Consider the following 23,138-nt stretch of genomic DNA (forward strand, 5'->3'; position numbering starts at 1 on the left):
GCCTACTTTTCCAGAAGCTGCAAAATGTCCTGATAAATCGCATCGGCTGAACTGGGCCGTTTGGCATCCAGGTCGGCCATGTTGCCCTTCTTGTCGATCAGGATGTAGCGCGGAATGCTCTGGATGCCAAAATACTGCACGATTCGCGAGCGCCAGCCACCCTTCGACCAGCCCTGGTTGCCGGGTAGCTGGTGTTTTTGCAGGGCGTTTTTCCAGTTGACATCCGAATCGTCAATGGAAACGTACAGAAACACCACTTTTTCGAGTTGTTTCTTCGTAAACCGTTCGTGCAACGTCTTGGAATGCGGAATTTCGCCGATGCAGGGGCCGCACCAGCTCGCCCAGATGTCGAGGTAAACCACCTTGCCTTTGTAGTCCTCCAGCGTGACGGACTCGCCGTTCTGATCCTGAAAGGAGAACCCATTCGGGTTGGCCGGTTTCTTTTTGACGGCCACCTCCGGTTTGGGCTCGTCTTTCTTCGCCATCACCTCGCCACATTTGGCCCTGACCAGATCCGCGTAGGATGCCGAATTGGGGGTTGCGGTCAGGGTGGCAAACACCTCGCGCACCGACGAGGGCACCGCGTTTTCGCAGTTTTCGAGCAACAAGCGGGTGAGGGCGTACTGGTACGGACGGCCACTCAGGTGCTGGCGGGCAAAACCGGCTTTTTCCGGTAGCATTCGGTGCCCGTCGGCCGGGCTGTATTTCGCAAAATTCCGGGCTTTGGAATTGAAATAAGTGACGTAATAAAACAGAAAATTCCGGTAGGGTTCGGCCACCATCGCCGTCTCGTCGTTGACCTTTGTTTCGTCGAATCCGTCCAGCATTACGGTGGGCAGCGACGGTACGGTTTGCTGGCTGGCCTGGGCATTCGTCCGAACAATCGGCCACGCCAGCAGCAGGTGCCAGTAGTTCCAGCGAATCGAATTTTCAACGTATTTTTTAAGGTTTCCGGAAAGCTGGCCCGCTTGCGGATGTTCCTTGTAAAAGGCCAGTTGGGCCTTTCGGGCGGAAAATAGCGCCATTTCCCAGCCATCCACCGGAATGGTTTGCGCTTTGACATACTGAGTATTAGCGTCAAAATAGACGTTGAATTTGGCGTTAAAATCATTCAGAAATGCCCGGTCGGCCGGGGCCGTAAAAACCGTCTCCGGTTTTGGTCCCGGGTACCAATCCTGCGCCCGTGCACCGAACCCAATACCGGCTAGGAGTAAAAAAAGAAGGGTGATTTTTTTCGTATTCATGATTGAGTTGACAAGCAAATAATGGTCCAGATTTCTGGCCGGAACGGCAAAAGGGGGGTCTAATTTTTAACGAAATCGTAAATCAGGCCGGAAACATTGGCGAGCATCTTCACCACGGCGGCATCGTCCTTGATCTCCTTGGAAAGCAGCACGAGCACGTACGTCCGGCCGTCGGGCAGAAAAACAATACCGGAGTCGTGCCGGACCGTAGCGAACGAGCCGGTTTTGTGCGCTACTTTCACCTCTTTGGGCAATTTGGCGGGAATGACGGACTTGAAACGCTGGTCGAGCAGGATCCTGATCATGGCGTCCGATGCCGCCGGGCTGACGGCTTTCCCGGTGGCGATGTTCGCGAACAGCACCATCAGATCGGAGGCCGTGGTGGTGTTGCTCAAGCCCTTCTGAAAGGCTTTGGTGTCTTCGACGCCCCGCAGCACCTGGGTGTTCCGGATGCCCATTTCGCGCAGCGTCTGCGTTACATTTCTGGCATCGACCCGCTCAATGATGAGGTTGGTGGCCAGGTTGCTGCTGTAGATAATCATGTCGTAGAGGAGGGACGACAACGGTACTTTCTGGCCGATTTTCCGGTAAATCAACGTGTCGCTGTCGTCGGTTGCGCGCAGGCTGAACGGACTGCCATCGACAATGCTTTTGAATTCGTTTTTGATCAGAATTGAGTCGGACAGCGAAAACCGCCCTTCCGCAGCCTGCTTGAAAACCTCCACCATCACCGGCGTTTTCATGGTGCTGGCCGCGTGAAAAACCTCGTGTTCGTTGATGAGCAGTTCCTGCCCGGTTTTCAAATCCCGGAACGCGACGGCAAACCGGCCCGGCTGCGTGCTGAGTTCCCGCTCAATTTGCTGCCGGAGTTGCGTCAGGGCGGTTTTCGGCTGGGCAAAGGCGGCAAGGCTGAGCAGAGTTAACCAACAGATTAGAAGGCGCTGGCGACGAGTTGGTTGGAGGCAAAAAACCATAAATCAGTTAATTCGGTTGTAGGAGGATAGGAAACCGCTGACCGACAAGGTACGCAATTTCCACCATCCGATCCGTTTGTCTGAATGACCAATATCGAAATTGTGCTGGTTTTGATGGCGATTCTGGCTTCGCTGGCTTCCGTCACCCAGAAACTGAACGTTCCGTACCCGATCCCGCTGCTGGTTGCGGGGCTGGTGCTCGGCTTCATCCCCAGCATTCCGGACATTCACCTGGATTCGGAAGTGGTCTTTCTGATTTTTCTTCCTCCCTTGCTTTACGAAGCGGCCGGCAACATTTCGTGGCACGAATTCAAGGCGTACCGGCGGCCCATCGGCCTGCTGGCGGTCTGGCTGGTTTTCTTTACGACCGTGGCCGTCGCGGTGGTGGCGCATTACACCATCCCCGGTTTTAGCTGGGCGCTGGCGTTTGTGCTGGGCGCCATTGTTTCTCCGCCGGATGCCGTAGCCGCCACCAGCGCCATTCGCGGACTCGGGTTGCCCAAACGCCTGATCACCATTCTGGAAGGGGAGAGTCTGGTCAACGATGCCTCGGCCCTGATTGCCTACCGCTACGCCGTAGCCGCCGTCACGAGTGGCACGTTCATTTTCTGGCAGGCGGGTTTGCAGTTTCTGGTCGTCGCGGGCGGTGGCGTTGCCCTCGGCATTGCGCTCGGGTACATTTTCAGCCGCATTCACAACAAGCTCGAAAACCCGACGGTGGCCACCACCATCACACTACTGCTGCCGTTTGTGACCTACCTGCTGGCCGAACACCTGGAACTGTCGGGGGTGCTGGCGGTGGTGGCGATGGGGCTGTACCTGGCCTGGCATTCCTACGAAATTTATTCGTTTCAAACCCGGATGCAGATCAACGGTTTCTGGAACATTCTGGTTTTTCTGCTCAACGGTTTTGTCTTTATTCTGATCGGTTCCCAACTGCCGGTGATCCTGAAAACACTGGGCCCCGGTTCCATTCCGGCCCTGGTCGGCTACGGTTTTCTGATCAGTTTTGTGGCCATTGCGACCCGGATTATCTGGGTGTTTCCGCTGGCGTATTTATACACTATTTTAGGCCGGGAGCGCAAAAATCCGGCCCGGTTTAGCCCCAGCGAGCTGTTTATCACCTCCTGGGCGGGGATGCGGGGCGTGGTTTCGCTGGCCACGGCGCTGGCCTTGCCCTTCACGCTGAGCAACGGGCAGGCGTTTCCGATGCGGAACGAAATTCTGTTTCTTTCCTTCATGGTGATTTTTGTCACGCTGGTGCTTCAGGGCCTGAGCCTGCCGTACTTTATCCGTTGGCTACAGGTGCGGGAACCGGCGGAGAAAGCGATTATGGAAGAGAAAAAAGTCCGGCTGGCGATCACCAACCAATCCATTACCTTTATTGAGGGGGAACTGTCGCTGAATCTGCACGATGAAGTGCTGAGCGAACTCAAAACCCGGTTTGAACAGCAAACCAACTACCTGAACGGCATTATCCGGATGGATGAAAAGCCGAGTAAGTATTCCCCGCTGAACGCGCCGGTGTACTTCAAAGAGTACGTTGAAAGCGAACTGGCCGTGGTTAATTACCAGCGGGATCTGATTATTCAGTGGCACAAAGACGGCACCTACAGCGAGGAGGTAATCCGGCAGATTGAACAGGAACTGGACATCCGGAGCCTGAGCCTGCAATCCCAGTTACGCCGACTGAATCCGTTTGTAACGGCGCCGTAAACCCGGTTTTTTTAAGGGGCTACCACCGGTTTTTTGCTTTTTTTGTACTTTGCCTTCGTTACCTGACCGATTCCTGCCCATGCTCCGTCACTACGCAACCCTTGTTTTTCGGTCCATTCTGCGCCATAAAGTGTTCACCGGCATCGTCGTCTTCGGCCTGGCCATCGGCATGGCGGCTTTTCTGCTCATTGCCGGTTACGTCCGGTTTGAGGAAAGCTACGACCGGATTCACCCGAACGGCGACCGGATTTACCGGGTGGAAAGTCTGTTTTTCAAGAACAGCGCCGAAACCAATCACTGGGCGACCAGTTCCAACGGCTACGCGCCGGCCATGAAACAGGCTTTTCCGGAGGTGGAAGACTACACCCGCATTGCCTGGCGCGGATCGACGCGGGTGGTGCGCTACGAAACGACCAAGTTTCGGGAAGAACACGTCTGTTTCGCCGATTCGAACTTTTTCAGTTTTTTCGGCTACCCGGTTTTGAAAGGGGACCGCCGGACGTTCCTGAACGCGCCGAATACCGTGGTTCTTTCGGCGTCAGCCGCCCGGCGGTATTTTGGTCAGGCCGATCCGCTGGGCAAATACCTGGAAGTCAGTACAATCAGTTCGTCGCTGCGCTGTCAGGTAACGGGCGTTTTTGCCGACCTGCCCCCGAACTCAACGATGCAGTTCAGCCTGCTGCTGTCGTGGACAACGGCAGCCCGCTGGACCTGGGATACCTGGTATCAGCACGAAAGTTATTCGTTTGTGCGGCTTCGCCCCCAGACCGATCCGGCGAAAGTCGTCGCCAAATTCCCGGCTTTGTCGGAAAAATACAAAACCGTGGAGACGATGCGGGACAACCGCTGGGCCATTGACCTGGTGCCGCTGCACGACATTCACCTGAAACCGGCCATCGCCCACGAGATCGAAGTGAAAGGAAACCGCCGGGCTGTGCAGGCTTTATCGGCGATTGCGCTGGTCATTCTGCTCATCGGTTGGGTCAATTACAGCAATCTTTCCACGGCCCGGGCGATGGACCGGGCGAAAGAAATCGGCATCCGGAAAACCGTGGGTTCCCATACATCCCTGCTGGTGTTTCAGTTTTTGTTTGAATCGGTGCTGCTCAACGGTTTTGCGCTGGTCGTGGCCCTTTTGCTGGTGTTGCTGGCCGGTCTGGCGTTGCCCGCGTTTCTGGAGCGTCAGCTGCCCGTTTTTGCGGGGCTTTCGGCGGCCCAGACCGGTTTATTTTTCCTGATTTTTGTCGTTGGTGTGCTGGTTTCGGGCCTGTATCCGGCCCTGGTGTTGTCGCAGGTGAAACCGGCGCTGGCCTTGAAAGGGCAATACCAGTTTTCGGGCCGGGGGGCGGTTTTGCGCAAAAGTCTGGTGGTGGTACAGTTTACGGCTTCGATGGTGCTGATGGTCGGGACGTTTGTGGCCTGGCGGCAATTGTCGTTCATGATGAATCAGGAACTGGGCGTTCGGATCGATCAGGTCCTGGTCCTGAAGGCTCCGGTCAAAACCGACCACTACACCCAAAAGGCTCAGACCCTGAAAAACGAGTTGAAGGCCATTCCCGGCGTTACCGAGGTGACGGGTTCGGGCGCGGTGCCGGGTAAGGAAGTAGGGCAGAACCTCGCCAACCGCCGACTCCACGAAGGTCCGGAAAGCGACCGGTTGTATGAAACGCTGATGGTGGATTTCGATTTCATCCCAACGTTTGACCTGAAATTGGTGGCCGGGCGCCCGTTCGACCGCAGCCGCCCGGCGGATTCGCTGGGGCTGGTGCTCAACGAGTTGGCGGTGAAGCAGTTTGGTTTTACGTCCAATGAACAGGCCATCGGCGAGAAGGTGTTGCTGGAAACAACGCACGACCATCCGCACGAAATCATTGGCGTGGTGAACGATTACCACCAGCAGTCGTTGCAGAAAGGCTTTACGCCGGTTATCATGTGCATGGACCCGGCTTTTCGCTGGCTGCCGACCGACTATTATTCGCTGAAAATCAGCAGCGATCAGGTTGAGGGGTTGGTTGGAAACGTGAAAACCGTCTGGCAGCGGTTTTTCCCGGAATCGTCGATGGATTACTTTTTTCTGGATGACTTTTTCAACCAGCAGTACCAGCAGGACCGGCAATTTGGCCGAACATTTCTGTTGTTTTCGTCGCTGGCGATTCTGATTGCCTGCATGGGCTTGTTCGGCATGACGTCGTACACCACGGCCCGGCGCACGAAAGAAATTGGCGTTCGCAAAACCCTGGGCGCTTCGGTCAGCGGTATTTTGAGATTACTGGCCTGGGATTCGCTCCGGTTGTTGTTGCTGGCGGCTCTGCTGGCAATACCGGTTTCGTGGTATCTGTTGCGCGAGTGGTTGTCAATTTACGCTTTCCGGATCGAACTGAATCCGGTTCACTGGCTGGTACCCATGCTCATTCTGATCGTAATTGCCTTGGGCACCATCAGTTACCTGACCGTCAAAGCCGCGTTGGTGAATCCCACGAAGTCCCTGCAAAACGAATAAGTTCAAAATCCGCAAATTCTGGGCAACCCCATTTAGGCGGCCCGTCTGGATGGTCCCATCTGGGCGAACTTGCCGATTTAATTTGGAAATAGCTGTAAATCAACTACCTGATGAAATTTCGGTTCCTGCTTTTCTGCGCCTTGGCGGTTTCGGTTCAAATCCTGGCCCAGACCCCCGCGCCCAATCCGTTTATTAAGGAAAATTATACCAAGTTGGAGTACCAGATTCCCATGCGCGACGGCATCAGACTGTTCACGGCGGTGTATGTGCCGAAGGATGCGTCGGCAGACAGAAAGTATCCCGTGCTGATGCAGCGAACGCCGTATTCGTGCCGCCCGTACGGAACCGATCAGTTTCCGACCCGGCGGCTGGGACCCTCGGAATTGATCATGCAGGATAAGTACATCTTTGTGTATCAGGACGTTCGCGGGCGCTGGATGAGCGAGGGCGTTTTTCAGGAAATGACCCCGCAGCGCACGAACAAATCAAAAACCGACGTGGACGAAAGCACCGATACCTACGACACCATTGACTGGCTCATCAAAAACATTCCGAATACCAACGGGAAGGTGGGCCAGTGGGGCATCAGCTACCCCGGTTTTTACGCATCGGTGGGCACCCTGAGCGGCCACCCGGCGCTGGTCGCGTCCTCACCCCAGGCACCGATGGCCGACCTCTGGCGCGACGACAGCTACCATAACGGCGTTTTTCTGATTCCGCACAACTTCAATTTTTATCCTTATTTCACGAACCGGACGGACGGAAAACCGACGAAGGAGCCCTCGAAAACCGAGTTTAATTACGGTACCGAAGACGGCTATGCGTTTTTTCTGAACCTCGGACCGATGAAAAATTCGCAGAAAACCGGTTTTTACGCGCGCCAGGATCCGTACTGGAACGGCAATCTGGCCCATCCGAACTACGACGAATTCTGGCAGAAACGGAATATTCTGCCGCACCTAAAAGGCATCAAACACGCGGTCATGATTGTTGGTGGCTGGTACGATGCCGAAGATTTGCACGGTATTTTTAAAACGTACGCGGCCATTGAGAACCAAAATCCGGGTATTTACAACATTCTGGTGGCCGGGCCGTGGACGCACGGTGGCTGGAACGATCCCGGTGATCAGCTGGGCAGCGTGAGTTTTGGCGAAAAAACCGGACCGTATTTTCAGGAAAACATCGAGCAGAAGTTTTTCGCGTATTTTTTGAAAGGGGAGGGGTCGGCGAAATTTCCGGAAGCGCAGGTGTTCGAAACCGGAACCAACGTCTGGCGGTCGTTCGATGCCTGGCCGCCCAAAGCCGCCGTGGAGAAGAACCTGTACCTGGTGCCCGGCGGAAAGTTAGCGTTTGAGACGCCCGCTAAAACCGGCGGTTTTGACGAATTTGTTTCCGACCCGGCCAAACCGGTGCCGTTCACCGAAACCATCTCGCTCGACATGAACCGGGATTACATGGTGGAAGATCAGCGGTTTGCGGCCCGGCGACCCGATGTGCTGACGTTCCAGACCGAAGTGCTCGACCAGGACGTGACGCTGGCCGGCAATCTGCTCGTTAACCTGAAGGTTTCGACCACCGGTACCGATGCCGACTGGATGGTGAAGCTGATCGACGTGTATCCCGGCGATGCGAAAGACAACGCGAACACGGCCAAAAATGAAAAAATGAGCGGTTTTCAGCAGATGGTCCGGCACGACGGTTTTCGGGGGAAATTCCGGGAAGACAGAACCAAACCGAAACCGTTCAAACCGGGCGAGGTGACCGCCGTCAAGTACGAGCTGATTGACGTGCTGCATACCTTTAAAAAAGGCCACCGGATTATGGTGCAGGTGCAAAGCACGATGTTCCCGCTTTACGACCGCAATCCGCAGAAATTCGTGCCAAATATTCACAACGCCAGCGAAGCCGACTTTCAGAAAGCCACGCACCGCGTGTACGGCGGCAGCTTCCTGAAAGTTCGGGTGGTAAAGTAGGCGGTTTTATAAACAGCCGCCCACGGCGCCGTTCAGATTAAACCGGAACCGGTCTTCGGCATAAAACTGCATGGTATTCGGGGTTGTGCAGCCCCCTTTGGCGACAATCGCGTCAAAGGTGGCGTTATTGACGATGAAAAAGTCCTTGGGGCCGATGCTGGCCGGCAGCAGCCAGCTCAACTGAAATTCCACCAGCTGCGTGGAGCCGACCGCCAGCGTCGCCAGGCTTGAGAAATCGCCGGCCACCAGATGAGACGCTTCCAGTCGGGAGGGCAGGGAGGAGTTGGAATACCGGAAGGAATACGTCGGCACCGGGCCCGCCGGAGCCGCCCGCAACCGCTTGAGGTAGGCCCGCACCTTGAAGGTGGCAGTCGGTCCGGCGGTGCTGAAGGCCTGACCGGCTGTCAGGTTGATGGCGCAGTCGGCAAAGGTGAGCGTTTTGATAAGGGCCGGTCCCGAGTTTTGCACTACCTCAATGCTTTCAAAGTTGAACTCGGGCGGATAGCGCAGGCAGCGCTCGAGTTCGCAGGGCGTTTCTTTGGTTAGGTAACAAAACAGCCGCTTCGTCACCAGACTATTCAGAATGCCACTCTGGTTCCAGGGCTGCTGCCGAAGGTCCTGCGGACTAATCGTTTTGGGCCGTTGGAGAATGGGGAGCGGGTAATCCAGCACCTGATAGCTGAACTGATACGCCCGGACGGAAATGAGCTGTTCGCCGGGCAGGTTGATCGTTGATTCTTTCAAATAAGCGCCAATCGGAAAGACTTCACCGAGCAGAAACGCCTTTTTTTCGTCGTACAGCACCCGCACGACCGCCGGGTTTTTGGCCCGTTTCAGTTGCTCGAACTGGTCTTTGGTGAGGGCCAGCCGTGAGCCGTAATAAACGCCCTGACCATCTTTCTTGACCGGGGGCGGTGGCACGGTTTCGTCGGCTTTCGAATCGAGCAGCAGCGTTTTTCCATCTAAGCCAACCAGCCAGACTTTCAGCGAGTCAGTCGGGAGTTGGTTGGGGGCGATCTGGCAACTGACCACGGCCAGCAGCAGAAGGAGGGTAGCAAAACAGGCAAGACGTTTCCGCATGACGATGAGGGAGTTAGGGTGAAGTCAAACCGTAGTATCGGTTCAATACTACCTCATTTCCGGACAGGGTATTCGCATTTGTTAGGCAACGGCAAAACCTTTAAGCGAGCGGTCCGGCCCACCCGGTTTCCCGCGCATTTGAAAACAATTGACCCGGGCTATGTCTACATATGTCTGGAAATGGTTTATACAAGGAGTCAATTCATTACGCACCCCAACCATCCGATGAACAATCAACCCATTTCTCCAGCCCTGCACGCTCTGCTTGACTATGCCCTAGTGGGCAGCCTGTTAACCGTTCCTACCGCCCTGAATTTTTCGCCGGCCGTTAAAAAAATCTATACCGCTGAAGCCCTGATTCTTTTAGGGTATGTGGCCGTGACCGATCAGCCATTGTCGCTCAAACCCCTGATTCCGTTTCCGGTACACGGTCGGATTGACCCGTTTAACATCGCCGGTTTTGCCTTGCAGACGACGCTCCGGCCGTTTCGGGCCGACAAGCGGGCCACGCTTTTTAACCTCGGCTTTACGGCCCTGGCGGGGCTCACCGTGCTGCTGACCAATTGGCACGGAAAAACCGGCAGGCGGTAATTGAAGGTAAAAACCGCCTAAAAAAACCGCGCCCGGCTTTTCAGAAAAGCCGGGCGCGGTGATGAATTAGAAACCGGAAAATTTACGACAGATACTTCCGCAGCATCCACGCCATTTTTTCGTGATCTTCCATCAGGTTCGTCAGAAAATCAGCAGTACCCGCATCGTCCAGTTCCTCACACTTGCTGACGTCTTCGCGCAGTTCGCGGATCGACTGTTCGTGGTCGTCGAGCAGCCGCTTGAACATATCCGGGGTTTTGATTTCTTCGCTTTGGTCTTCCTTCAAACTGGTCAGTTTCAGGAAACCCTCCATCGTCGCAACCGGGCGGCCACCCAGCGTCCGGATGCGTTCGGCCACTTCGTCGATGGCAACTTCCAACTGTTTGTACTGCTTCTCAAAAAATTCGTGGTACTCCAGAAAACTGGGTCCGGCCACGTTCCAGTGGTATTTCCGGGTTTTGATGTATAAAACGTGTTGATCGGCCAGCAGGGCATTCAAAAGCTCGTTTACCTGTCTGAGGGTGTCTTGATCAAGACCAATGTTGAGTTTCATGTTGTGTGAAATCTTAAGGTGTTAAAGACGGTTTTCAAGTAGTCTCCCCTTAAAAACCATTCGCAAGGCGGTTTGTTTGCCTCAAAAGACCAAACAACGTCTGATCATTCTAGTTTAGGCTTTAACTAATTATAAACTAGCTCATCGAGCCGGTTACAAATTCAGCAACGTTATGGCACAGTCGAAAGCAAAAAAGATCTTTAATGATACGAAGACGCTGCTTGTTGGAGCGTACAACGGTTTTTCCGACGACCGGGGCCTGAAACTCAGTGCCGCACTGGCGTACTACACGGTTTTTTCACTGGCTCCCCTGCTGGTGCTGCTCATTTCGATCACCAGTATTTTCTACGGCGAAGAAGCCATTCGGGGCCAGGTTTTTGGGCAGCTCAACGGTCTGGTCGGTAATCAGGCGGCCGCCCAGATTCAGGACATGATCAAAAGCGTGGAGCTTTCGGGCAAGACGAACGTGGCCCTGATCACCGGTATTTTTACCCTGATTCTGGGTGCAACGAGCATTTTTATCGAGATTCAGGATTCGATCAACCTGATCTGGCGGGTGAAAGCCAAACCCAAGCGCGGGTGGGTTAAGATCCTGAAAGACCGTCTGTTGTCGTCGTCCTTGATTGTTAGTCTGGGCTTCCTGCTGGTCGTATCTCTGATTGTTAACGGCCTGGTGCTGGCCCTGAGTGACACGCTGATGCGGTTTTTGCCGGACGTTGCCGTGATCTTCGCCGAAATCCTGAATTTCATCATCAGCATGGCGGTAATTACGGTTTTATTCGGAGTGATTTTCAAGGTCTTGCCCGACGCCAAAATTGCCTGGAAAGACATCCGCTGGGGTGCCATTTTCACGGCCGGACTTTTTATGCTGGGGCGGTATTTAATCGGGCTTTACATCGAAACCACCAGCACCGGTTCGACCTACGGAGCCGCCGGTTCGCTGATTGTGATTCTGGTCTGGATTTATTATACCGCGGCAATTTTGTATTTCGGCGCGGAATTTACGCGGGTTTACGCCGAGCTTTACGGCATCAAAATCGAACCGGCGGATTATGCCGTTTACGTGGAGCAGCAGGAGAAAGAACGGGATGTTAACGCCATTCCTCCGCAGCAAAAATCGGAAACCGTCAATTAACCAGGTAGCTAAACCGGTCCAGCGATTGGATTATTTTTTGTAGCGGGCTAATTTCATCAATCCGTATCCAAACACATACGGGGCGGGTGTCAGGAAAACCAGCAGGCCTAGTTTCGCGTAGAATAAGGAAGTGACGATCCAGCCAACGGCGAGAATTCCGACCGCAAGCAGGTAGTTGAGGAGCTTTTCCAATGCGTCGGTTTCGGTTGTGCTGGTAAGTAACTGACTGCGAATTAAATTAAATAAAAAAGCCCGGGCAATCGTCCGGGCTTGTTCGTAAATGGGTCATGGGTCAGCGGTTTTACTGCAAACCCTGGTAGCCGTATTCTTTCCGTAAAATTTCCTTTACAACCTCCGATTCTTCGTCGCTCAAACCGTCGATGGTCAGCGTTTGGGCATCGTCGCTGGCCGAAACGGTTAACCTGTCCTTGTGCGAAATCGGAAGCCGTTTGTCAATGACTTCGGAAGCGTCTTTCAATAAGCGATCGTGGGATGCCATTAGTTTAGCGGTTAAAAGGGGACGGTTTTGAGTGTTCAGTTTACGGTTTTTGATGTCCCATCAAGATGACGGAAAAGCCTGCGTCAGCCACCGTAGCGACGGCCCGGCGTAGCGACGGCCCGGCGTAAACCGAAAACCGTATACTGAACACCGAAAACCGTCCCCCGGTTTTATGCTTTCTTCTGTTCTTTCGCCCAGGTGTCTTTCAGGGTAACCGTGCGGTTAAACACGAGTTGCTCCTCGGTCGAATCCGGGTCGATGCAAAAATACCCTTTGCGGATAAACTGGAACCGGTCACCGGTTTTCGCCGATTTCAGGCTGGGTTCAACCAGTGCCCGCACAATTTCGAGCGACTTCGGATTGATGAATTCTTTAAAATCGCGGTCTTCCGACGATGGATCTTCGCTCGTCAGCAGCCGGTCGTACAGGCGAACTTCGGCCTTGACGGCGTGGGCTACCGACACCCAGTGAATGGTACCTTTGACGTTGATGCCCGAGGTATCCGAACCGCTCCGGCTTTCGGGAATGTACGTACACCGCAGTTCGATGATTTCACCCGCGTTGTCTTTGATCACCTCCTCGCACTTAATAATGTAAGCGCCTTTCAGCCGTACCATGTTACCGGGCGAAAGCCGGAAGTATTTCTTGGACGGGTTTTCCATGAAATCATCCCGCTCGATGTACACCTCCCGCGAGAAGGGGACGTTGCGGTGGCCACTGGCGGGATCTTCGGGGTTGTTTTCGATGGAAACATCCTCCACTTGTCCTTCCGGATAGTTGGTCAGCACCACCCGCAGCGGTTTTTCGTCGACCACGGCCATCACCCGCGCCGTGGTTTTGTTCAGTTCCTCGCGGATGCAGAACTCCAGCAGACCCACATCGATCAGGTTGTCGCGTTTGGCAATCCCGATCCGGTCGGCAAATTCCCGGATGCTGGCCGACGTGTAGCCGCGCCGGCGAATACCGGCGATGGTGGGCATCCGCGGATCGTCCCAGCCGCGCACATGCCCTTCGTTCACCAGTTGCAGCAGTTTCCGCTTGCTCATAACCGTATACGTCAGGTTCAGCCGGGCGAATTCGATTTGCCGCGATGGGAATATTTCGAGTTGCTGAATGTACCAGTCGTACACGGGCCGGTGCACCTCGAATTCCAGCGTACAGAGCGAGTGCGTGATTTGCTCGATGGAATCGGACTGGCCGTGCGCAAAATCGTACATCGGGTAGATGCACCATTGGTCGCCCGTGCGGTGGTGGTGGGCGTGTTTGATCCGGTACATGATCGGGTCGCGAAAGTGCATGTTCGGCGAGGCCATGTCGATTTTGGCCCGCAACACCTTCGCACCGTCGGGGAATTCCCCGGCCTTCATGCGCCGGAACAGATCCAGATTCTCGTCAACCGAGCGGGAGCGGTACGGACTTTCCTTTCCCGGTTCGGTGGGCGTACCTTTCTGAGACGCAATGACTTCCGCCGTTGAATCATCGACGTAGGCCAGTCCTTTTTCGATCAGTTTTTCGGCAAAACCGTAGAGCTGATCGAAATAGTCAGAGGCATAAAACTCGTTTTCCCATTCGAAGCCGAGCCAGCGAACGTCGGCTTTGATCGACTCCACATACTCGGTATCTTCCGTAACGGGATTGGTATCGTCGAAACGAAGGTTGGTTTTTCCGCCGTATTTATCGGCCAGCCCAAAGTTCAGGCAAATGGATTTGGCGTGGCCGATGTGCAGATAACCGTTCGGTTCGGGCGGAAAGCGCGTGTGGACACGCCCGCCGTTTTTGCCGTTGGCGAGATCCTCTTCAACAAATTGCTCGATGAAATTCAACGACCGTTCCGCCGGGGCATCGCTCCGCCGTTCCGAATCATTGGGGGTACGAATATCCGTATCATTGGGTATTTCAGGCATACCGCATTACAGGTTGTGAAGGCGCGAAAATACGGCCTTCGATTAACGATGACAACAGGTGAATTAGTTACGACGGCTCATTTCGTCCCGAATTTTGGCGGCTTTTTCGTATTCCTCCTTTTTCAGGGCTTCATCCAGCGATTGCTGCAATTCGTCATGAGTCATGTCTTTCAACTGCTCGGTCAAGGACCGCGACGAGCGAGATGCTGGCTGGGGAACCAGCTCTTCCTGCTGCTCTTCGGTTTCGTCGGCAGCGCTGGCCGTGATGCCAGCTTCCGAAAGAATGGATTCGTAGGTGTAAATCTGAACGTTAAACCGGATACCGATGGCAATGGCATCCGACGGGCGGGCATCGACCACGGTTTCGCGGGTGCCATCCGTGCAGACAATCCGCGCAAAGAAAATCCCTTCCCGCAAGTCCGAAATCACAATTTCGCGCACCGTAAAACCGAATTTATCCGCAAATGATTTGAAAAGATCGTGGGTCATCGGGCGATTGGGCACAATTTTCTCGATCTCGATGGCAATAGCCTGGGCTTCAAACATGCCGATGATAATGGGTAAACGACGGTTTCCGTATTCTTCCCCCAGCACCAGGGCGAACGAACCGGATTGCGATTGGCTGGGTGACAAGCCTAAGATTTCAAGTCTGATCTTCTCCACGACGCAAAGTTAATAGAGTTTGGGAGTTTACAGGAGCGACGGTTTAGGACTTTTTCTCTAAAAACTAAAAAACGCGCCAAACCGTTACGCCGTAAACGCCCAAACTTCAAAAATTACAACTCCTTCACCGCTTTCGTCAGTCGGGGCAGGATGTCGAAAACGTCGCCGACAATGCCATAATCCGCCGATTTAAAAAACGGGGCTTCAGGGTCTTTGTTGATAACGACGATGACCTTCGATGAGTTCACCCCGGCCAGGTGTTGAATGGCGCCCGAAATCCCGCAGGCAATGTACAGGTTCGGACTGATTTTGATGCCGGTTTGCCCAACGTGCTCGTGGTGGGGCCGCCAGTCGAGGTCCGAAACCGGCTTGGAACAGGCCGTAGCCGCGTGCAGCGCCTTGGCCAGCTCTTCCACGATGCCCCAGTTTTCTGGTCCCTTCAGGCCCCGGCCCGCCGAAACCACCAGGTCGGCTTCGGGGAGCAGGATATCGCCCGTGGCTTTTTCGGTATTGGTCACTTTCACGGCAAAATCCGAATCGCTCACGCCCGCATTAAAGGGTTCAACCGGGGCCGTGGTTTCGGTTTCTTCCGGCGTTATTGTGTTTTTCTTGATGGCCAGAATTTTTTTCTCCGCCGTCAGCTCGGTGATGGCGAACGCTTTTCCGGTAAAAATGCTGCGTTTCACCCGAAAACCGCTGCTCAAATCCGGAAGTTCAATCACATTGGCGGCCAGACCGGCTTTCAGTTTTCCGGCCAGCCGGGCGGCCATCGCATCGGCCAGCGCCGATTTGGCCAGCACCAGGATCGTGGCGCCTTCCTGCTCAGCGGCTGCGGCCACCACGCTGGCGTAGGCCATCGCGTTGCCTTCATTCAGTTGGGCGTCGCTGGCGTGCAGCACTTTCGTGGCTCCAAACCGGCCGGCTTTGGCGAGTTCGTCGGTGCTGCCTTCACCCAGCACCAGGACGGTGGCCGAAGTGCCGGTTTGTTCGGCTACTTTCGAGCCGTAATAAATGGCTTCGAGCGACGATTTCTTCAGCGCTCCTTCATCGAGTTCCGCAAATATTAAGACTGACATGAGGGTTGTGGTTTATAGGTTCATGGATTCGGTTTACGGTTTCCGCCGGTTCAACGTTTCGGCGGACGTTGTTCGTTTTTTCCTATCGAACAATGAATTTCGAATAGGGAATGCTGAAGGCGTCAGGCTCGACGGGGAATTGCATCGTTGCGATGGCCCACCGAAAACTGAAAACCGCATCCCGAAAACCGTATCCCGTTAAATTACTTTTGCTTCCGTACGCAGCATTTTGATCAGGGTTTCGGCCTGGTCGGCGGGGATCATTTTGCAGGCCCCGCGGGCGGGTGGGAGCTCGTAGCTCGATACCTGGGTGAGCGTGTCGGTGCCGGTGGGCTCGACAACCTTGAGCGGTTTGGTGCGGGCGCTCATGATGCCGCGCATGTTTGGAATTTTCCACTCGGCAATCGGTTCCTGACAACCCAGTACGAGCGGCAAACCGGCTTCGAGGTCTTCGTGCCCCCCTTCAATTTCGCGGGTTATTTTGGCGGTAGTGCCTTCCACGGCCAGCTTCATCACCGGAGAAACGGAAGGAAGGCCCAGCATTTCGCCGACAATACCGTGGACTTGTCCGCCGTTATAATCAATAGACTCGCGACCCATCATAATCAGGTCGTAGTTGTTTTCTTTGGCAATCGCGGCAATTTGTTCGGCAACGAAATACGCGTCGGTGGGTTCGGCATTGACCCGAATGGCGTCGTCGGCTCCGATAGCCAGGCATTTTCGAATCACGGGTTCGGCGTCGGCAGCTCCCACATTCAGCACCGTCACCGTGCCGCCAAGTTGCTCCTTGAGTTCGACGGCCCGGGAAAGCGCGTAATCGTCGTATGGACCGGTGATAAACTGGACCCCCGTTTTATTCAATTTGGTATTATTATCCGTCAGCGTAATTTTGGTGATCGTGTCCGGAACACTGGTGACACACACTAAAATCTTCATAGGGTCTGTGGTTTAGAGGTGATGCAGGCAAAAATACAAACTTGTCCTAAATAAAACGTATGCGTGCATACTAATATTTGGTAATGGGGTATAAGATATAGGTATACGGTTTTCGGTGGACCAATGAATTCAGTGTTTGATATTTAATAACGAACAATGAATACCGAATATCGAATATCGAAACATTGGCCCGGCGAAAACCGTATCCCGAAAACCGAAAACCGTAAGTTTATGAATACAAACCGAATCCAGCAGTTGCTGCTCTTTATTGAAGAACAACCCGACGAACCTTTCAATGTTTATGCTCTGGCGATGGAATACCGGGAAGAACAGCCCGAGCAGGCCATGAATTACCTCAGGCAATTGCTCGAACAGTACCCGAAATACCTGCCGAGTTACTACCCGGCGGCTGCCCTGGCAACGGAACAGAATGATCGTTCGATGGCCGAAACGATCTACCAGCGCGGCATTGCCCTGGCGGGTGAACAGAAAAACGAAAAGGCGTATCAGGAATTGAACCGGGCCTACCGCACGTTCCTGGACGATGAAGAGGAGTGGTAGCGGTACAGTAGGCCGGGCCCGTTCCGGTCTTCTGGTTTTAAAACGTTCCTGGTGATGATGAAAAGATCGATAGTACTGAGCGCCTTGGCGTACCTGATTGCGGTAACCTCGTTTGGGCAACGGTTTAGTAAAACGCTGAAAGATACGCCCGGTATGGTGTCGTACACAATGCGGAATGAATTTGCGAAGGACATTCCCGGCACGCTCGACAAAATCCAGTCGATGGGCATTACCAACATCGAATTTTCCAGCCTGTTTGGCAAAACTGCCGCCGAAATCCGCACGGAACTCGATAAGCGGGGTATGACGTGTACGAGCCACGGCGTCGGTTACGATGATCTGATGAAAAAAATGGATATGGTGGTCCAGAATGCCAAAACGCTGGGGGCCAAATACGTCCGGCTGGCCTGGATTCCGCATGAAGGAAAATACACGCTGGAGGCCGCTAAAAAAACCGTTGAGGACTTTAATCAGATTGGTAAGCAGCTTAAAGACAAGGGCTTGCTATTCGTGTATCACAACCACGGTTTTGAATTTGAGCCCTACGAATCCGGCACGCTGTTCGATTACATCGTGCAGAAAACCGACCCGGCTTATGTCAGCTTTGAGATGGATATTCTGTGGGTGTATTTCCCCGGTCAGGACCCGGCTAAGTTGCTGGCCAAATACCCGAAACGCTTCAAGCTGATGCACCTGAAAGATCTCAAGAAAGGCATCCAGGGCAATCTGTCGGGCGGCACCCCGCCGGAAAATGACGTGGCGCTGGGAACCGGCCAAATCAACCTGCCCGCCGTGCTGAAAGCCGCTCAGAAATCCGACATTGAGCATTTTTATATTGAAGACGAGAGCCCGTCGGCCCAGCAGCAGGTACCCCAGAGTCTGGCCTATCTGAAGAAAATCTAAGCGGGCGGTTCGCGGTCATTTTAAACAATCCCTTGGGGTAATCGGGTTAATAAGGAGTAACTTCCGGATTAGTCAGGTTGCCCCGGTTTTTTTTAGTGGGCTTCAAACCAGTTCGTTAGCGTATTTCACGCTGCGATTCAAACCGTACCCAAATGACAAAAGCAAAACTACCGCAGGCCTATCGCCATCCCTACGAATTCGATCCCCAGTTTAAGAAATCAGTCGCTTACTTTTCGATGGAATTTGGCATCGATCAGGCCCTGAAAACCTATTCCGGTGGACTGGGCTTTCTGGCCGGTTCGCACATGCGGAGCGCCTACGAGCTGAAACAGAATGTGATCGGTATCGGAATCCTCTGGAAATACGGGTATTACGACCAGACCCGCCAGACCGATAATGCAATGGACGTGCAGTTTCGGGAGAAAATCTACGGTTTTCTGGACGATACGGGCATTACGTTTACGATCGACGTGCACCACACGCCGGTCTGGGTGAAGGTCTATTACCTGGACCCGAAGCATTTCAATACCGTCCCGATGTTTTTTCTGACCACCGACATCGAAGGCAACGACTGGCTGGCCCGCTCGATTTCGCTGCGGTTGTACGACAGCATTGAATCGGCCAAAATCGCGCAGTGCATGGTGCTGGGCCTGGGCGGAGCCAAATTGCTGGACGAACTGGGCTACGAACCCGATGTGTACCATTTAAACGAAGCCCATGCGGTTTCGGCGGTTTTTCACTTATACCAAAAATTCGGCAGCGCGGAAGAAGTCCGCAAACGGCTGGTGTTTACGACCCACACACCCGAAGACGCCGGAAACGAAAAACACGATATCAACCAGTTGAACGTCATGAGTTTTTTCGGCCAGGTGCCGCTGGAAACCGTTCGGGAAATTACCGGTATCGAAGATCACGTATTCAACCATTCGCTGGCGGCTCTGCGGCTGAGTCGGAAAGCCAATGCGGTTTCCCGGTTGCACGGCGAAGTGTCGCGGCATTTGTGGGGCGGTTATCCGGGCATTCCCGAAATAACGCACGTCACCAACGCGCAGAACCAGCGGTATTGGGTTGATGCCGAACTGGAACGGGCCCGGCAGAAAAACGACGGAGCCGCCGTTGCCGACCGGAAAAAAGCGCTGAAAGCAAGCTTGTTTAAAACCGTCGCAGATCAGTGCGGAAAACTGTTCGACCCGACGGTGCTGACCCTGGTCTGGGCCCGGCGGTTTGCCGCCTACAAACGCCCCAACCTGCTGGTGCAGGATGAGGAGCGGTTCCATCAACTGATGGATCAGACGAACTATCCCATTCAGATGATCTGGGCCGGAAAACCGTATCCGTCCGATGAAGGTGCCACCCACATTTTCAATTCGCTGGTGTACCGGAGCCATCTGCACAAAAACATGGCGGTATTGACCGGCTACGAACTCGGCCTGTCAAAGCTCCTGAAAGACGGCTCGGACCTGTGGCTGAACACGCCGGTGGTGACGCGGGAGGCTTCGGGAACGAGCGGTATGACGGCGGCCATGAACGCGGGTATCAATTTCTCCACGTACGACGGCTGGATCTGCGAGTTTGCCGAACACGGCAAAAATTCATTTATTGTGCCGGTTGCCCCGCCCAACCTGTCTTCCGGCGAACGCGACGACCAGGACCGGAACCACTTTTTCGACCAGCTCGAACACGAAATCCTGCCGATGTATTACGACCGCCCCGACGACTGGAACCAACTCACGCTCCAGAGCATGAACGACGTCAACGGTTTTTTCGGGGCCAACCGCATGGCCGCCGAATACTACGAAAAAGTCTATTAAGCCAGCGGCAGGGGCGGAACGTAGGCGTGGTAATAGTTCGTTAAACCGCCCAGTCGGGCGCGCCCCTGCCGGTCGTAGCGCAGTTGATCGAGGCCGAGCATCGCAATATCGTCCAGCGTGGCCCGCCGTTTGTCCGGTTTGAGGGTGCCGCCAAACTCGCCGGGCTGCGCCGAAGGGTTCCACTGGTACTGCGGATCGACCAGCGTGCCGCGCGGATACATGATGCCCGGCTGGCCTTTCCCGATCAGATTCACATCGAGCGGATGGGCGTCGGGCGTGCCGGGCACCAGCCCCCAGCCGTGCCCCATTTCGTGGGCTTCGGTGGTCGAACCGTCGAAGCCCACGTTGTCGAGCCGCAGAAAACCGGTGTTGCAGTTACGGCCGTCCATGTACGAAATACCGCCCAGCGGGTTGTCGGTAGCGGTTTCAATCCGGAAAAATACTTTCTTGAAGTCGCGGTTTCCAGCCAGCAGCGGCCGCGGGTCGTCGATCCAACGGCCGGTGACCCGAAATTGAATCAGGAACTCGTTATCGTCCAGCGAAAGAAGGACTTCGGGGCCGTTCCAGACCCGTGCGATGTTGTTCGCAATCCGATCCGCCAGGTCTTCCGTAGCAATCGAGCCGTACAGGTAAAGCTCGGTCAGGACGGTGATGGTCTTTTCGGTTTCGCTTTTGAAAACGTTGAAGTTTTCCAGGTGATCCGGAACGAGCGGTGCGGCCATTTAAGGGTGAAAAAGGTTATTTGAGGATTTCAGTCAGCGACAACCGGATTTTGAGCGCGGCTGTTCTTTACCAAAAATAACAATTTTTCAGAGCCGGGCCACCAGTTCGCGGAACAAAGCCGTCAGCCTGGGTTCGGCCTGGGCAGCGGCCGCCAGAATCTTCGGCAGGCTGGCTTTTTCGAGGGTTTCCGGAATGCACAGGTCGGTAACGACCGAACAGGCAAACACCTTCAGGCCCATCTGGTGCGCCACCATCACCTCCGGCACGGTAGACATCCCGACCACATCGGCGCCCCAGTTCCGCAGCAGCCGGTATTCGGCTTTGGTTTCCAGTTGCGGTCCGGTTACGCCCACATAAACGCCTTTTTGCACCGGAAAACCCAGTTCCTGCGCAATCTGTTCGGCTTTTTGAATCAGTTCCGGATGGTAGGGTTCGCTCATGTCGGGAAAACGGTCGCCGAATTCCGGCAGGTGCGGGCCGGTCAGTGGGTTCTGGGTCAGCAGCAGACTGATGTGGTCTTCGATCAGCATCAGATCGCTGACCTGAAAACCGGGATTCAGCCCCCCGGCCGCGTTGGAGATCAGCAGGGTTCCAACGCCCAGTTGCTGCATAACGCGCACCGGAAACGTGACCTGCTGCATGGAATACCCTTCGTAAAAATGAAACCGCCCCTGCATCACCACCACCGGTTTTCCGGATAAGTGCCCCAGCATCAGTTTCCCCGAATGCGATTCGACGGTTGAGAGCGGGAAGTTGGGAATCGTTTCGTACGGTATTTCGACTTCGACACGTACCTCGTTCGCCAGGGCTCCCAAACCGGTGCCCAGAATGATGCCCACCACGGGCTTGGGCGTGTTGAACGCGCGGATAAAATCGGCGGCTTTTTGGATTTGTTCAAGCATAGGTAACCACGGACCGCCGGGCGGCCCCGTTTAGGTGGTATTTTTTGAGACTATTTTATTGGTATTGGAACACGCTGAATCGTTGCTCATGGACTTTAGTCCGTGCGGATTGCGCCGATATGCGTGCCGGCCACAAAACCGGTCGTCCAGGCGTTCTGGAAATTAAAACCGCCCGTGATGCCATCGACATCGAGGATTTCACCCGCGAAGAACAGGCCGGAGTGGGTCCGGCTTTCGAGCGTTTCCGGATCAATCGCGTCGGTGGTGATGCCGCCACAGGTGACAAATTCTTCCTTGAAGGTGCTTTTGCCCGCAACCGCATAGGTGCTGTTTCCCAGCAGGTTGATGAGCCGGTTTTGGGCTTTGGCGGGCAATTCGGCCCAGCGTTCGGTGGACGACACCCCGGCTTCCGTCGCCAGGGCCGCCCACAGGCGGGTGGGCAAACCGAACAGCGACTGCGTGACGACCTGTTTTTTCGGGTGTTGCTGCCGGAACAGTTGAAATTGCTCCCGAATCTGGTTTTCGTTCAGGGCAGCCAGCCAGTTGATCCGGATTTCGTGCCGGTAATCAATTTCGGCCAGATCGCGGGCGGCCCAGGCCGACAACCGTAAAACCGCCGGTCCGCTGAATCCCCAGTGCGTAATCAAAACCGGTCCGCGTTGTTCCTGCTTCGTTCCACCAATGCGAACGATGGCATCCGGAACCGCCACGCCCGCCAGCGCCAGCAAGGGGTTGCCGGGCGTATTGAAGGTAAACAGGGACGGCACCGGTGGCACGAGCGCCTTTGCCGGTTCCGCCAGTCCCGGAATCCAGTCGTAGGAGGGTGCCTGCGGATAGCCCCCGGCCGCCACCAGCACCCGGTCGGCGGTCAGTCTTTCGTCCGTCAGCAGTTCGAGTTGCCACTGGCCGTTTTGGAAAGCCAGCGATCGGACCCCGCAGGAGGTCCGGATTTGAATTCCCAGGCGCCGGGCTTCCTGCAATAAACAGGTAATGATCGTTTCGGATGAATCGGTAACCGGAAACATTCGGCCGTCGGCTTCGGTTTTCAAGCGAACCCCCCGGTTTTCGAACCAGCGGACGGTCGATGTGGCATCAAACTGCTTGAGCAGCGGGCGCAAAAACGTGGATCCCCGGGGGTAATTTTTGACCAGCTGCCGGTTGTCGAAACAGGAATGGGTGACGTTGCAGCGCCCACCGCCCGAAATTCGTACTTTGCTCAGGACGCTTTTGCTTTTTTCGAGGATGGTGACGGCGGCATCCGGGAACTGTTCAGCAGCCGTGATGGCCCCAAAAAAACCGGCGGCTCCTCCACCGATGACAATGATTTGTAGGAACGGCATGCGGGATGGAATGGAATCGGCAAATAAAGACAAAATTAAAACCGTAATCCCGCA

21 protein-coding genes are annotated in these 23,138 nt (G+C 54.7%); 8 read left to right on the forward strand and 13 right to left on the reverse strand.

The window, feature by feature from the left end:
- Positions 1 to 2: 2 nt before the first annotated feature.
- Together ACYVHX_RS24650 and ACYVHX_RS24655 are read right to left on the reverse strand one after the other, a co-directional pair.
- On the reverse strand, positions 3 to 1,244 hold the full coding sequence (locus ACYVHX_RS24650; RefSeq protein ID WP_460674366.1) for a TlpA family protein disulfide reductase: 1,242 nt from the start codon (positions 1,242 to 1,244) through the stop codon (positions 3 to 5).
- Positions 1,245 to 1,303: 59 nt separating this feature from the next.
- Positions 1,304 to 2,218: a serine hydrolase gene (locus ACYVHX_RS24655; protein WP_460674367.1), complete on the reverse strand. Its 915-nt coding sequence runs from the start codon at positions 2,216 to 2,218 to the stop codon at positions 1,304 to 1,306.
- Between the two features lie 84 nt (positions 2,219 to 2,302).
- On the opposite strand from ACYVHX_RS24655, the gene ACYVHX_RS24660 reads away from it, so the two are divergent.
- The 3 genes from ACYVHX_RS24660 to ACYVHX_RS24670 all read left to right on the forward strand — a co-directional run bounded on the left by ACYVHX_RS24660 (position 2,303) and on the right by ACYVHX_RS24670 (position 8,407).
- Positions 2,303 to 3,934, forward strand: coding sequence for a Na+/H+ antiporter (locus tag ACYVHX_RS24660; RefSeq protein WP_460674368.1), 1,632 nt, complete (start codon positions 2,303 to 2,305; stop codon positions 3,932 to 3,934).
- Positions 3,935 to 4,013: 79 nt separating this feature from the next.
- Positions 4,014 to 6,434 carry an ABC transporter permease gene (locus ACYVHX_RS24665; protein WP_460674369.1) on the forward strand — a complete coding sequence of 807 codons (2,421 nt, stop codon included), beginning with the start codon at positions 4,014 to 4,016 and terminating at the stop codon, positions 6,432 to 6,434.
- Between the two features lie 110 nt (positions 6,435 to 6,544).
- A complete protein-coding gene (locus ACYVHX_RS24670) occupies positions 6,545 to 8,407 on the forward strand; it encodes a CocE/NonD family hydrolase (RefSeq protein ID WP_460674370.1) in 1,863 nt (620 codons plus the stop codon).
- A 6-nt stretch (positions 8,408 to 8,413) separates the two neighbouring features.
- On the opposite strand, the gene ACYVHX_RS24675 is transcribed toward ACYVHX_RS24670, so the two are convergent.
- A complete protein-coding gene (locus ACYVHX_RS24675; protein WP_460674371.1) occupies positions 8,414 to 9,487 on the reverse strand; it encodes a hypothetical protein in 1,074 nt (357 codons plus the stop codon).
- Between the two features lie 225 nt (positions 9,488 to 9,712).
- Between ACYVHX_RS24675 and ACYVHX_RS24680 the strand changes: the two genes are divergently transcribed.
- On the forward strand, positions 9,713 to 10,078 hold the full coding sequence (locus ACYVHX_RS24680; RefSeq protein WP_460674372.1) for a hypothetical protein: 366 nt from the start codon (positions 9,713 to 9,715) through the stop codon (positions 10,076 to 10,078).
- Between the two features lie 82 nt (positions 10,079 to 10,160).
- Here ACYVHX_RS24680 and ACYVHX_RS24685 read toward each other — a convergent pair whose 3' ends face one another.
- Positions 10,161 to 10,631 carry a Dps family protein gene (locus ACYVHX_RS24685; protein ID WP_460674373.1) on the reverse strand — a complete coding sequence of 157 codons (471 nt, stop codon included), beginning with the start codon at positions 10,629 to 10,631 and terminating at the stop codon, positions 10,161 to 10,163.
- A 172-nt stretch (positions 10,632 to 10,803) separates the two neighbouring features.
- Between ACYVHX_RS24685 and ACYVHX_RS24690 the strand changes: the two genes are divergently transcribed.
- Complete coding sequence (locus ACYVHX_RS24690) at positions 10,804 to 11,766, forward strand: YihY/virulence factor BrkB family protein (protein WP_460674374.1); 963 nt, start codon at positions 10,804 to 10,806, stop codon at positions 11,764 to 11,766.
- A 30-nt stretch (positions 11,767 to 11,796) separates the two neighbouring features.
- Here ACYVHX_RS24690 and ACYVHX_RS24695 read toward each other — a convergent pair whose 3' ends face one another.
- From ACYVHX_RS24695 to ACYVHX_RS24720, 6 genes are all read right to left on the reverse strand, one after another.
- The gene (locus tag ACYVHX_RS24695; RefSeq protein WP_460674375.1) at positions 11,797 to 11,958 is read right to left on the reverse strand and encodes a hypothetical protein; all 162 of its coding nucleotides are present in this window, start codon (positions 11,956 to 11,958) and stop codon (positions 11,797 to 11,799) included.
- Positions 11,959 to 12,067: 109 nt separating this feature from the next.
- Positions 12,068 to 12,265: a hypothetical protein gene (locus tag ACYVHX_RS24700; protein ID WP_460674376.1), complete on the reverse strand. Its 198-nt coding sequence runs from the start codon at positions 12,263 to 12,265 to the stop codon at positions 12,068 to 12,070.
- 170 nt (positions 12,266 to 12,435) lie between these two features.
- On the reverse strand, positions 12,436 to 14,169 hold the full coding sequence (locus tag ACYVHX_RS24705; RefSeq protein ID WP_460674377.1) for a glutamine--tRNA ligase/YqeY domain fusion protein: 1,734 nt from the start codon (positions 14,167 to 14,169) through the stop codon (positions 12,436 to 12,438).
- Between the two features lie 63 nt (positions 14,170 to 14,232).
- Complete coding sequence (locus ACYVHX_RS24710; RefSeq protein WP_460674378.1) at positions 14,233 to 14,832, reverse strand: bifunctional nuclease family protein; 600 nt, start codon at positions 14,830 to 14,832, stop codon at positions 14,233 to 14,235.
- Positions 14,833 to 14,945: 113 nt separating this feature from the next.
- Positions 14,946 to 15,908, reverse strand: coding sequence for an electron transfer flavoprotein subunit alpha/FixB family protein (locus ACYVHX_RS24715; RefSeq protein WP_460674379.1), 963 nt, complete (start codon positions 15,906 to 15,908; stop codon positions 14,946 to 14,948).
- Positions 15,909 to 16,106: 198 nt separating this feature from the next.
- Positions 16,107 to 16,844 (reverse strand): electron transfer flavoprotein subunit beta/FixA family protein, encoded by a 738-nt coding sequence (locus tag ACYVHX_RS24720; protein WP_460674380.1) that lies wholly within the window; start codon positions 16,842 to 16,844, stop codon positions 16,107 to 16,109.
- A 231-nt stretch (positions 16,845 to 17,075) separates the two neighbouring features.
- On the opposite strand from ACYVHX_RS24720, the gene ACYVHX_RS24725 reads away from it, so the two are divergent.
- From ACYVHX_RS24725 to glgP, 3 genes are all read left to right on the forward strand, one after another.
- A complete protein-coding gene (locus tag ACYVHX_RS24725) occupies positions 17,076 to 17,405 on the forward strand; it encodes a tetratricopeptide repeat protein (RefSeq protein ID WP_460674381.1) in 330 nt (109 codons plus the stop codon).
- A gap of 57 nt (positions 17,406 to 17,462) precedes the next feature.
- Positions 17,463 to 18,308, forward strand: a complete 846-nt coding sequence (locus tag ACYVHX_RS24730) for a sugar phosphate isomerase/epimerase family protein (RefSeq protein WP_460674382.1) — start codon at positions 17,463 to 17,465, stop codon at positions 18,306 to 18,308.
- Positions 18,309 to 18,460: 152 nt separating this feature from the next.
- On the forward strand, positions 18,461 to 20,119 hold the full coding sequence (gene glgP, locus ACYVHX_RS24735; RefSeq protein WP_460674383.1) for an alpha-glucan family phosphorylase: 1,659 nt from the start codon (positions 18,461 to 18,463) through the stop codon (positions 20,117 to 20,119).
- Here glgP and ACYVHX_RS24740 read toward each other — a convergent pair.
- The 3 genes from ACYVHX_RS24740 to ACYVHX_RS24750 form a co-directional block, all read right to left on the reverse strand.
- Positions 20,116 to 20,841 (reverse strand): hypothetical protein, encoded by a 726-nt coding sequence (locus ACYVHX_RS24740; RefSeq protein WP_460674384.1) that lies wholly within the window; start codon positions 20,839 to 20,841, stop codon positions 20,116 to 20,118. The two genes, glgP and ACYVHX_RS24740, sit on opposite strands and share 4 nt — an antisense overlap.
- 87 nt (positions 20,842 to 20,928) lie before the next feature.
- The gene (locus tag ACYVHX_RS24745; RefSeq protein ID WP_460674385.1) at positions 20,929 to 21,744 is read right to left on the reverse strand and encodes a purine-nucleoside phosphorylase; all 816 of its coding nucleotides are present in this window, start codon (positions 21,742 to 21,744) and stop codon (positions 20,929 to 20,931) included.
- A 95-nt stretch (positions 21,745 to 21,839) separates the two neighbouring features.
- Positions 21,840 to 23,084, reverse strand: a complete 1,245-nt coding sequence (locus ACYVHX_RS24750; RefSeq protein WP_460674386.1) for a BaiN/RdsA family NAD(P)/FAD-dependent oxidoreductase — start codon at positions 23,082 to 23,084, stop codon at positions 21,840 to 21,842.
- Positions 23,085 to 23,138: the final 54 nt, after the last annotated feature.

Source organism: Larkinella ripae (assembly GCF_054780775.1).

Excerpts from the sequence above, each read along its gene's own strand:
- ACYVHX_RS24650 (WP_460674366.1), bottom strand. The coding sequence starts at position 1,244 with ATGAATACGAAAAAAATCACCCTTCTTTTTTTACTCCTAGCCGGTATT.
- ACYVHX_RS24655 (WP_460674367.1), bottom strand. The coding sequence starts at position 2,218 with ATGGTTTTTTGCCTCCAACCAACTCGTCGCCAGCGCCTTCTAATCTGT.
- ACYVHX_RS24660 (WP_460674368.1), top strand. The coding sequence starts at position 2,303 with ATGACCAATATCGAAATTGTGCTGGTTTTGATGGCGATTCTGGCTTCG.
- ACYVHX_RS24665 (WP_460674369.1), top strand. The coding sequence starts at position 4,014 with ATGCTCCGTCACTACGCAACCCTTGTTTTTCGGTCCATTCTGCGCCAT.
- ACYVHX_RS24670 (WP_460674370.1), top strand. The coding sequence starts at position 6,545 with ATGAAATTTCGGTTCCTGCTTTTCTGCGCCTTGGCGGTTTCGGTTCAA.
- ACYVHX_RS24675 (WP_460674371.1), bottom strand. The coding sequence starts at position 9,487 with ATGCGGAAACGTCTTGCCTGTTTTGCTACCCTCCTTCTGCTGCTGGCC.
- ACYVHX_RS24680 (WP_460674372.1), top strand. The coding sequence starts at position 9,713 with ATGAACAATCAACCCATTTCTCCAGCCCTGCACGCTCTGCTTGACTAT.
- ACYVHX_RS24685 (WP_460674373.1), bottom strand. The coding sequence starts at position 10,631 with ATGAAACTCAACATTGGTCTTGATCAAGACACCCTCAGACAGGTAAAC.
- ACYVHX_RS24690 (WP_460674374.1), top strand. The coding sequence starts at position 10,804 with ATGGCACAGTCGAAAGCAAAAAAGATCTTTAATGATACGAAGACGCTG.
- ACYVHX_RS24700 (WP_460674376.1), bottom strand. The coding sequence starts at position 12,265 with ATGGCATCCCACGATCGCTTATTGAAAGACGCTTCCGAAGTCATTGAC.
- ACYVHX_RS24705 (WP_460674377.1), bottom strand. The coding sequence starts at position 14,169 with ATGCCTGAAATACCCAATGATACGGATATTCGTACCCCCAATGATTCG.
- ACYVHX_RS24715 (WP_460674379.1), bottom strand. The coding sequence starts at position 15,908 with ATGTCAGTCTTAATATTTGCGGAACTCGATGAAGGAGCGCTGAAGAAA.
- ACYVHX_RS24720 (WP_460674380.1), bottom strand. The coding sequence starts at position 16,844 with ATGAAGATTTTAGTGTGTGTCACCAGTGTTCCGGACACGATCACCAAA.
- ACYVHX_RS24725 (WP_460674381.1), top strand. The coding sequence starts at position 17,076 with ATGAATACAAACCGAATCCAGCAGTTGCTGCTCTTTATTGAAGAACAA.
- ACYVHX_RS24730 (WP_460674382.1), top strand. The coding sequence starts at position 17,463 with ATGAAAAGATCGATAGTACTGAGCGCCTTGGCGTACCTGATTGCGGTA.
- glgP (WP_460674383.1), top strand. The coding sequence starts at position 18,461 with ATGACAAAAGCAAAACTACCGCAGGCCTATCGCCATCCCTACGAATTC.
- ACYVHX_RS24740 (WP_460674384.1), bottom strand. The coding sequence starts at position 20,841 with ATGGCCGCACCGCTCGTTCCGGATCACCTGGAAAACTTCAACGTTTTC.
- ACYVHX_RS24745 (WP_460674385.1), bottom strand. The coding sequence starts at position 21,744 with ATGCTTGAACAAATCCAAAAAGCCGCCGATTTTATCCGCGCGTTCAAC.
- ACYVHX_RS24750 (WP_460674386.1), bottom strand. The coding sequence starts at position 23,084 with ATGCCGTTCCTACAAATCATTGTCATCGGTGGAGGAGCCGCCGGTTTT.